Origin of the sequence: Chitinophaga sp. (assembly GCF_035564935.1) — a bacterium.
Taxonomy (GTDB): Bacteria; Bacteroidota; Bacteroidia; order Chitinophagales; family Chitinophagaceae; genus Chitinophaga.
The window spans coordinates 23,447-33,531 of the sequence record NZ_DATMTE010000997.1; the positions used below are offsets into that span (position 1 = coordinate 23,447).

Annotated in this window: 6 protein-coding genes; all 6 read left to right on the plus strand. The window is 49.3% G+C overall.

Annotated elements, in window-relative coordinates:
- Nucleotides 1–3 precede the first annotated feature (3 nt).
- Nucleotides 4–1,731, plus strand: coding sequence for a RagB/SusD family nutrient uptake outer membrane protein (locus VN105_RS25800; protein WP_325645670.1), 1,728 nt, complete (start codon nucleotides 4–6; stop codon nucleotides 1,729–1,731).
- 35 nt (nucleotides 1,732–1,766) lie between these two features.
- Nucleotides 1,767–4,562 (plus strand): TonB-dependent receptor, encoded by a 2,796-nt coding sequence (locus VN105_RS25805; protein ID WP_325645672.1) that lies wholly within the window; start codon nucleotides 1,767–1,769, stop codon nucleotides 4,560–4,562.
- 29 nt (nucleotides 4,563–4,591) lie between these two features.
- The gene (locus VN105_RS25810) at nucleotides 4,592–6,262 is read left to right on the plus strand and encodes a RagB/SusD family nutrient uptake outer membrane protein (RefSeq protein WP_325645674.1); all 1,671 of its coding nucleotides are present in this window, start codon (nucleotides 4,592–4,594) and stop codon (nucleotides 6,260–6,262) included.
- Between the two features lie 36 nt (nucleotides 6,263–6,298).
- Entirely contained in the window at nucleotides 6,299–7,849 is a 1,551-nt protein-coding gene (locus tag VN105_RS25815; protein ID WP_325645676.1) for a right-handed parallel beta-helix repeat-containing protein, read from the plus strand.
- 47 nt (nucleotides 7,850–7,896) lie between these two features.
- Nucleotides 7,897–8,739 carry a glycoside hydrolase gene (locus VN105_RS25820; RefSeq protein WP_325645678.1) on the plus strand — a complete coding sequence of 281 codons (843 nt, stop codon included), beginning with the start codon at nucleotides 7,897–7,899 and terminating at the stop codon, nucleotides 8,737–8,739.
- A 223-nt stretch (nucleotides 8,740–8,962) separates the two neighbouring features.
- On the plus strand, nucleotides 8,963–9,865 hold the full coding sequence (locus tag VN105_RS25825) for an NAD(P)H-binding protein (protein WP_325645680.1): 903 nt from the start codon (nucleotides 8,963–8,965) through the stop codon (nucleotides 9,863–9,865).
- Nucleotides 9,866–10,085: the final 220 nt, after the last annotated feature.

Below are 10,085 nucleotides of genomic sequence, written 5' to 3' on the forward strand. Positions count from 1 at the left end.
ACTATGCAACAAGTAAAATACTATATCATATTAAGCCTGCTGTTGGGCGCTTTCTTTTCCTGCAAGAGGGATTTTCTTGAGAAACCGCCATCCGTGGATATTACCGAGGATACTATTTTCTCGAAGATCAGGAATGCAGAAACATTTTTGTACGATGTATATGGCAACAGTATGCCTTCGGGTTTACCAACCGGGTGGAGCAATACCAGCAGCGGCGGTATCGTAGCCGGTGTACTGGCTGCTGCCTGTGATGAAGGGGATATTGCCGACAGCTGGCCAGGCGCCAACCGTTTCAACGAAGGACAATGGAATGCCAACGACAACCCGGAAGATGATTTCAGTACCCATTATAAAGCCATCCGCAAGGCCAATATTTTTATGGAACGTATTGACGGCGTGCCGGATGCCAGTGCAGAATACAAAACGCAGTTAAAAGCCGAAGCCCGTTTCCTGCGCGCCCTGCAGTATTTTGAACTGGTAAAGCGCTATGGCGGCGTACCTATTGTAGACAGGCGTTTGCTGAACAGCGATAACCTTAAGCTGCCGCGTAATAAACTGGAAGAGTGCATCAATTTTATAGTAGCTGATTGTGATGCGGCCGTTACAGCCCTGCCGGCTGCACAGGAAGGGTTCCTGCGGGGCCGTGTCAGCAAAGGCGCGGTGCTGGCGCTGAAATCGCGGGCGCTGTTATATGCGGCAAGCCCTTTGTTCAACAGCGCTACTGCTTATGTAGCCACTACCGATGCCACGGAAACGCTGGTGGGCTATCATAACTACGATGCTGCCCGCTGGCAGAAAGCAGCGGATGCCGCCAAAGCAGTGCTGGACTGGGCGCCCACGGGCAGTTGCCGCCTGATCACCGAGTTTGGAGCCGATAAGAACTATGAATACGCATGGTCGCAGCCGGATAATGCAGAGATTATCCTGGCCAATAAATCCAACGGCTGGTGGGGTATTTACAGCGACTACTTCAATTTCACCATGCCGGTAAATATTTATGGAGGATGGTATGGTATTTCTGTGCCAATGAACTTTGTAAAATTGTACGAGAAGAAAACCGGCGGCGCCCAAACCTGGCCGCAGTCGGGCGATAACGCCAACGCCATGTATGCTTCGCTGGATCCCCGCTTTGCGCAATCTGTAGGATATAACGGGGCTAACTGGAACAGTGAAGTAGGCGCCGTGCAGATGTATATCAAACCGGATGGAAAGCCGGCACTGCATGGCGGCGACCGTGGCGGCGGACAATGGATGCACAAATTCCTGCCACGCAACGTTACCTGGTCCAGTTACGGCGCTACTATTAACTGGCCTGTGTTTCGTCTCGCGGAATTTTATCTCAACTATGCAGAAGCGCTGAATGAAGCACAGGGGCCTGTTACAGAAGTGTATACCGCTGTAAATACCATCCGCGCCCGTTCGGGTATGCCTGCACTCTCCGGCAAATCAAAAGATGAAATGAGAATGGCTATACGAAATGAGCGGGCCATAGAACTGGCATTTGAAGAGCACCGCTACTGGGATGTGCGCCGCTGGAAAATTGCCGGTGATGAAGGTGTGATGAACGGGAAGATGTATGGGCTGAGATTAAAGCCTATAGACGGCAGCAGCGAATTTCATTTCGAACAGGTAGTGTTTGAACAACGGGTATGGAATGATAAGATGTACCTGTATCCATTTCCCAATACGGAAATATACAAGCAATACATTGTACAAAATCCTGGCTGGTGAACAGGTTCCTGATCGTAAAATCCAAATCTGAAAAAATGAACTTTATATATAAATTAAGAATAACAGCATTGCTAACGGTAACGGGCACACTTTTTTCCCTTACTGCATTAGCGCAATCTGCTACAGATTCTGTTCCCGTAACGGGAGATACCACGCTGCAGGTACCGGTGGCATATGGAGAGCAGCCATGGTGGAAGGTAACCGGGGCTTATGGAAGAGTGAATGGCAGCGTGTTACGGAAATCGGCTGCCGCTACGCTCAGCAATGGCCTTTACGGCCGTATACCCGGCCTCACAGTAATGCAGGGCAACGGCGAACCTGGTTATGATGCGCCTTCCATGGCCATACGTGGCCTTAGCTCGTACCGCGGTGCAGGGCTCCTTATTTTTGTGGATGGTTTTGAAAGTCCTTTCGACCAGCTGGCTGCGGATGAAATAGAAACGATCACCGTGCTGAAAGATGCTGCTGCCACCGCTATGTATGGTATCCGCGGCGCCAATGGCGTATTGCTGGTTACTACTAAAAGAGGCTTCAGCGGTAAGCCTAAAATAGCTTTCCGTGCGCAAACGGGATTCCAGCGCCCGCAGCGGTTGCCGGAGTTCCTGGGATCATACGACTATGCCACACTTTACAATGAAGCATTACGCAATGAAGGCAAAACCGATAGGTATTCACCTGCCGACCTGGAAGCATATAAGAATGGAAACGATAAATACTTTCATCCCGATGTGAACTGGTATGATGAAGTGTTAAAGAAATCAGCGCCGATGTCGGAATACAACCTGAACCTTAGCGGCGGAAACAGCAATGTCACCTATTTTGTATCGCTGAATGTACTGAAGAATACAGGGCTGTATAAAAATACCGATTCGAAAAGGGAGGAAAATTCCAACGCGAATTTCCTGCGGTATAATTTCCGTTCCAATGTAGATATTAAAGTAACAAAGCGGTTAAGCGCCTCGCTGGACCTGGCTGGCAGGGTGGAAGACCGGAGCTATCCGGGTACAGGCGCTCCTGAAATATGGAGCAATATGATGCTGATACCACCTAATGCGTTTCCCGTGCGTAACCCTGATAATTCATACGGAGGCACCTCTGTATATCGTGGCAATCCAGTGGGGTTGGTGCTTGGTCGCGGTGTAGCCACCACGCATGCCCGCGCCTTGCAGGCCACCATGCGTTTCAGTTACAGCCTGGATCAGCTTACACCCGGCTTAAAGGCCGGAGCGGCGGTATCTTTCAATAACTGGTTCCAGGGCAACGACGATAAAACCAAACAGTTTGCCGTATTCCAATTACTGAAAAATCCTGCGGGCGATACCATCTATAATAAGTTTGGCGATAATACCACCATCGCACAGAACGATGGGGTAAACGATCAGTGGAGACGCACCAATACCCAGTTCACCCTTACTTATAACCGCACCTTCGGCGAGCATAGTATTGATGCATTGGCGCTTTACCAGCAGGATGTGTATACCATTTCGGGCAACAATGTTCCCTATGCCCACCAGGGTACAGCGGGGCGGGTAACGTACGCGTATAAACGAAAATACATCGGTGAATTTTCCTTTGGCTATAATGGTTCCGAGAACTTCCCCAAAGGCAAACGCTTTGGCTTTTTCCCGGCAGTATCCGCAGGCTGGATCCTGTCTGAAGAGCAATTCCTGCAACAGGCACAGTGGATCAGCTTCCTGAAACTGAGGGCGTCGTACGGGCAGGTGGGTAACGACCAGGTAGGCGGGCGCCGCTTTCCTTATAAGCAATATTATAACGGTGGGGCCGGTTATTACTTCGGTACCGACAACCGCTATGCCGCTGGGATGGATGAAGGAAGTCTTGCCAACCCGGACATCACCTGGGAAAAAGACCGCAGGGCCAACATTGGTATAGATGCTTCGCTGCTGCGCAACAGGGTAACCCTGGCATTCGACTTCTTCGATGAAAAAAGAAAAGATATCCTGGCTGAAAGATATGGCGCTATTCCCGGCTACATAGGTGTAGGATTACCTGCGGAAAACGTAGGCAGCGTAAGGAGCCGTGGCTTTGAATTACAGCTGGGATACCAGAGCGAAGTAAAACATAGTTTCAGTTATTTTGCTTCCGCCTCTGCTGCTTTTGCCCGTAACAAAATATTGTATATGGCAGAAGCGCAGCAACCCTATGCTTACCTTAACCGCACGGGACAAAGCATAGGCCAGCCTTTTGGGCTACAGGCTATCGGCTTCTTTAAAGATGAAGCGGACATCAGCGCCAGCCCCCAACAGATCTTTGCACCGGTGAAGCCCGGCGATATCAAGTACAAAGATCAGAACGGGGATAACATCATCGACATCTATGATGAAGTAGCCATTGGCAAACCTGTGTTACCCGAATGGACATTTGGTTTGCACCTGGGTGTACAATACAAAGGCTTTGACCTCGACGCATTTTTCCAGGGCGTTGCCAATCGAAGTGTGATGCTGTCCGGTCCGTTGGTATGGGCTTTTGTGAATGATGCCAAAGCCGCACCCATGGCTATGGGCAGGTGGACGCCCGAAACAGCGGCTACTGCCACCTATCCGCGGCTTACCACTGCCGCCAATGATAACAACTACCGCTCCACCGATTTCTGGCAACGCAACGGCAGCTTCGTAAAGCTGCGCAATATAGAACTTGGATATACATTTCCCGCATCATTGTTGTCGCATATCAGGATGCAACAGCTACGGATATACGTAAATGCCGTGAATGTATTTTCGTTGGATCATATTCATTTTGCAGATCCTGAAACGTTAAGCGGGTATCCTGCTATGCGCTCTGTGAACGCAGGTGTACGGGTACAATTATGATCATCATCTCAACAAAAAATTTCAATGTTATGAAATATAAGTTTTGGTTGTTTCTTACAGGAGTGGTTACTGTCATCTCAGTTTCCTGTAAGAAAGATTTCCTGGACAGGCAGATCAGTACGGAGCTTACCAAAGATGAAGTGTTTTCATCGTATGCCCGTACCCGTGATTTCCTGATAGGCACCTACGCTTACCTCCCCGATGGCTTTAACCGGATAGATAATGCCATGCTGGATGCTGCTACAGACGATGCAGAGTTTACCTGGGAAGGCAGCGCCATTCAACGTTATAATAACGGCAGCTGGAATCCTTACATCAACCCGGACGATAACTGGAATACCACCTACACGGCTATACGCCGCACCAACCTTTACCTGGAGCAATCCGGTAATGTGGATCTCAATATGTATAAGCTCAATCCCGACGCTACTGCACAGCAAACCTACCGTAATATGACGGCCGATCTGGAGCGCTGGCGTTATGAGAACCGTTTCCTGCGCGCGTACTTTTATTTTGAACTGGTAACCCGCTATGGCGGCGTACCGCTGATTACCAAAACACTGGGATTATCAGACAGCCTTAACCTGCCACGGAACTCCTATGATGAATGCGTACAGTTCATTGTTGCCGAATGTGATTCCGCTGCAAAGTACCTGGGTGCAACAGTAGCCGATAACGATCTGGGCAGGGCTACCAAAGGAGCTGCACTGGCACTGAAAAGCCGCATGCTGCTTTACTATGCGAGTGATCTGAATAATAAAGGACATGTAAAAGAACGGTGGATAGCAGCGGCGAAAGCGGCCAAAGAAGTGATTGATCTGAATGTATATCAACTGGAGGGTGATTACCGTGGATTGTTCCGCAGCACTACCAGCAAGGAGATCATTTTTGCGCACCGGTATGCTGCCGGTAACAGTTTTGAACGCGCCAACTATCCCATTGGGTACGATGGCGGCAGCAGTGGCACTACACCCACACAGAACCTGGTAGACGCCTACGAGATGGCCGATGGCAGCGCTTTTAACTGGAGTAACCCGGATCATGCACAGCAACCGTACAGCAACCGCGATCCGCGTTTAGCCATGACCGTGATCCTTAATAATTCACAATGGAAAGGCCGCGCTGTGGAAGCCTTCACCGGTGGCCGTGAAGGAGCGGGGGTAGACCGTGCAACAAAAACCGGCTACTACCTGAAGAAATACGTGGATGAAAACCTGGACCTGTTGCTGAACAAAACCAGCGTGCACACCTGGATCTTATTCCGCCTGGGTGAAATGTACCTCAACTATGCAGAAGCTATGAACGAGGCCTATGGCCCGGACCAGGATCCGCAGGGCTTTGGCTTAACCGCTATCCAGGCCGTGAATAAAGTGCGCGACCGCGCTTCTGTGAAGATGCCGTTATTGCAGGCAGGGCAATGGAACACGGCTACATTGCGTAATAAACTGCGCAATGAAAGAAGGGTAGAGCTGGCATTTGAAGAACACCGCTATTGGGATGTACGTCGCTGGGAGCTGGGTGTCACCCTGTTTAATTCACCCGTATATGGTGTGAAAATAACCCGTATTAACGCCACTACGTTTAAGTATGAGAAAGTGGAAGTGGAAGGACGGGTATTCCAGCCAAAGATGTACTGGTACCCGGTACCGCAGGCGGAGAAAATGAAGTCGCCCGCGCTTACGCAAACGCCTGGCTGGTAGTTGTATGGGATCATGAATATTTAAAAGAGAACTGACATGAATATCAGGAAAGTTTTCCGGGGCGCTGTGATATGCGCCATGGGATTAAGTTTACATGCAGGCGCCGCTGTGCCCCGCACTTATTACATAGATGCGTTGATGGGAAAAGACGCCAACAATGGATTATCGGAACAGCAGTCCTGGCGCAGTTTGGAGCGGGTGAACCGCCAGATTTTTGAGCCGGGCGACCAGATCCGTTTCCGCTCGGGCCGCATTTATGAAGGACAACTGAAGCCGCAGGGTAGCGGCCATGCAGGGCAGCTGATCACCATTGACCATTATGGCGAAGGATACAAGCCCCGCATACAGGGTAATGGCGTTATGCCTGCGGCGCTGTATCTACGGAATGCAGAAGGCTGGGAGATCCGTAACCTGGATATCTCCAACTATGGAGCGGATATCAGGGCACATCGTTCCGGTGTGCTGGTGCAGTTAACTGATTATGGTACTGCTTCCGCTATTTACCTGAAGCAACTGGATGTGCATGATGTGAATGGAAGTCTTGTTAAAAAAGAGGGTGGTGGCGCAGGAATCATTTTTAGTAATGGCGGGCGGCAAACCCGTTCCCGGTTCAACAGCATCCTGGTGGAAGATTGTACCATCAGGCGTTGCCAGCGGAACGGCATCCTGGTGAACGGGAACTGGTCCAGGACCGACTGGTTCCCCAATGAACACGTGGTGATCCGTGGCAACCTGATAGAAGGCGTACCCGGCGACGGCATTGTGCCCACCGGCTGCGACGGCGTGCTGGTAGAGCATAATACCATGCGTGATTGCCCCCGCCTGTTGCCAGATAGTGAATCCGCCGCTGGCATATGGCCCTGGAGCTGCGATAATGCGCTTATTCAATACAACGAGGTAAGCGATCATAAAGCTCCCTGGGATGGACAGGGTTTCGATTCCGACTGGAACTGCAACAATACCGTGATCCAGTATAACTACAGTCATGATAACGACGGTGGCTTTTTATTGGTATGCGACGATGGCAGCGCCCGCGCTCCGCAGAGCTGCGGCAACAAAGGAACCATTGTGCGGTATAATGTAAGCGTGAACGATGGGTTACGGACTACGGGGAAGCATGCCGGTTTTGCCCCTGTATTTCATATCACCGGTCCCGTAATGAATACCCGCATTTATAATAATGTTATTTACCTGCCGGAAAGAGATATTAAGATGGATAGCACACTGGTGGAAATGGGCAACTGGTTTGGTTATGCAGACAGTACTTATTTCGCCAACAACATCTTCTACACAAATGGTACGGCAGACTACGTGATGAATCAAAGCAAACGTAATTTTTACAGCAACAACCTTTATTTCGGAACGCACCTTGACCGCCCGGCAGATAAGGCAGCCGTCACAAAAGATCCGCGGTTCCGTGCAACGCCATTGCCCGGTATGCAGGGTATGGATGCGCTGAAAGTATTCCAGCTGCAGCCGGGATCGCCCGCTTTGCGGAAAGGCATCGCACTGCCGGATAACACCGCCACGGACCTGTATGGCAACCCGATACCGGCACATCTGAATATAGGAGTAGATGGGAAATAGGGAAGTGAGATAAATGCATTTTATTTTTCACTATAAAAATTCCATTTATGAACACAAGTATGAAAATCCTATTGGCGCTCACCTGCGCAGTAACGCTTTCCTGTGGTAAACAATCTGCCACCGCGGATCTGCAACCCGCTACACAGGGAAAGAAATCGGCTGTGGCAACTACCGTTACCTGGGAAACGGTGCTGGACAATAGTTCATTTGCCAGCTATTCCGCATTTGAAGCAGCCTGGAACTACCTGTATCCATGGGGTTCCGATCATAACGGCACCGCACGTATGTACGGGAGCACTTCAGATCACAACCACATTTACCTGAATGCCGGCGTGCTTACGCTTAAAGCGGCGCGTATCAACTGGAATGAAGGGAACAGCAGCAGCGATCCTTATTTGCCTATTCATTATCACAGCGGAGCGGTACATGCCAAGGCGCAGGTGCTGGTAAACGATCAGTTTCCCGACTGGGAAGTGAAGGGCGATTTCCAGGCGCCTTCTGTAGCCGGTTCCTGGCCTGCATTCTGGCTTACCGGTGTGAACAGCTGGCCGCCGGAAAGTGATATCCTGGAATTTAAGGGAAACAGCACCAACTGGCAGAATACTTTCAGAACCTGGCAGGATGTATCCAGTATCTTAACCAATGTTTCGTCTCCCGGCAACTGGCATAACTACCGCGTATGGATCACGAAAGTGAGCGCTACAGATGTGAATATTCATTATTATATTGATGGCGTGTGGAAAGGTATGCATACTGCTAATTTTGTGGGCAAGCCTATGTATATTATCATCAACCTGCAAATGGAAGGATCCAGCGGTAGCAGCGGTCCTTCAGGGGATACCTACTACAATGCGAAAAATATTTATGTAGGGCGTAACAGGGTGTCGTAATAATAAAAAGATGAAATCCCATATGCCCGTTGCGGCATATGGGATTTTCAGTAGTTTAAGTGATCAATGCCTGACGACGGCGCCAAAATCATACCACCACATCATATGGGAGATCCCCGCTTTTATGCCAAAGAAATACTCATTTGAGTTAAGTAATTCCTCGATCAGGTTACGCCCGCTTTACGCTCTTTGCGCAACTTTGCCATAACAAAAAGCTGGATTTATGAATATCGTTATTACAGGTTCTTTAGGGAACATAGGGAAACCTTTAACACAGGAGTTGGTACAGAAAGGGCATAAGGTAACTGTTATCAGCAGGAAAGCGGAAAAGAAAGATGAAATTGAAGCACTGGGCGCCGGCGCAGCCATAGGCAATATACAGGATGTAGATTTTTTAGCAGCTACCTTCAGGGGGGCCGATGCTGTTTACCTGATGGAGTCATGGGAGGGTATTGGCAGCATATTCGACAAGGATGTGGATTTTGTGGCTGCTTTCAGCAACATCGGGAATAATTATAAACAGGCAGTGGAAGCATCCGGTGTAAAACGCATTGTGCACCTGAGCAGTATAGGCGCCCATACCGATAAGGGAACCGGCAGCCTTTTTCTTCACAACAGGGTGGAAAATATCCTGCAACAATTACCCGGTGATGTTGCCATAAAGTTTATAAGGCCGGTTAGCTTTTATACCAACATATTCAGGTATATGGAAACCATCAGAAAGCAGGGGGCTATTATACAAAGCTATGGCGGTGATCAGAAAGAACCCTGGGTTTCGCCCCTGGATATTGCAGCTGTTGTTGCAGCAGAAATGGAAAAACCCTTTAATGGCAGAACCGTGCATTATGTAGCAAGCGAAGAAGTTTCCCCCAACGAGATAGCAGCCATTATAGGCAGTGCCATCGGGAAACCTGATCTGAAATGGCTGGTAATTCCGGGAGAACAGATGCTGGAAGGCATGCTGGAGGCAGGTATGAATGAATGGATTGCCGGAGGTTTCGTGGAAATGCAGGCTGCACAGGGAAGCGGCAGCTTATACGATGATTATTATCAAAACAGGCCTGCTATGGGCAAAGTGAAACTGGCCGATTTTGCAAAAGAATTTGCGCTCATCTATCTTCAATGAAAACAAACGGAAATGAAAAGCGCATTCATTACAGGAGCCAATAAAAGTATCGGGCAATATATGACACATCTATTTTGTAAATTTGCATGATGAAAAGGGAAGAAAATACGTTGTATAAATTTGAATCATTATCCGACTTTCACCGGGTGTTTGGGCTGCAAAAGCCCTTACACCCCCTGATCAGTTTTATTGATGTCAAAAACATGAAGCTTGCGGCCGG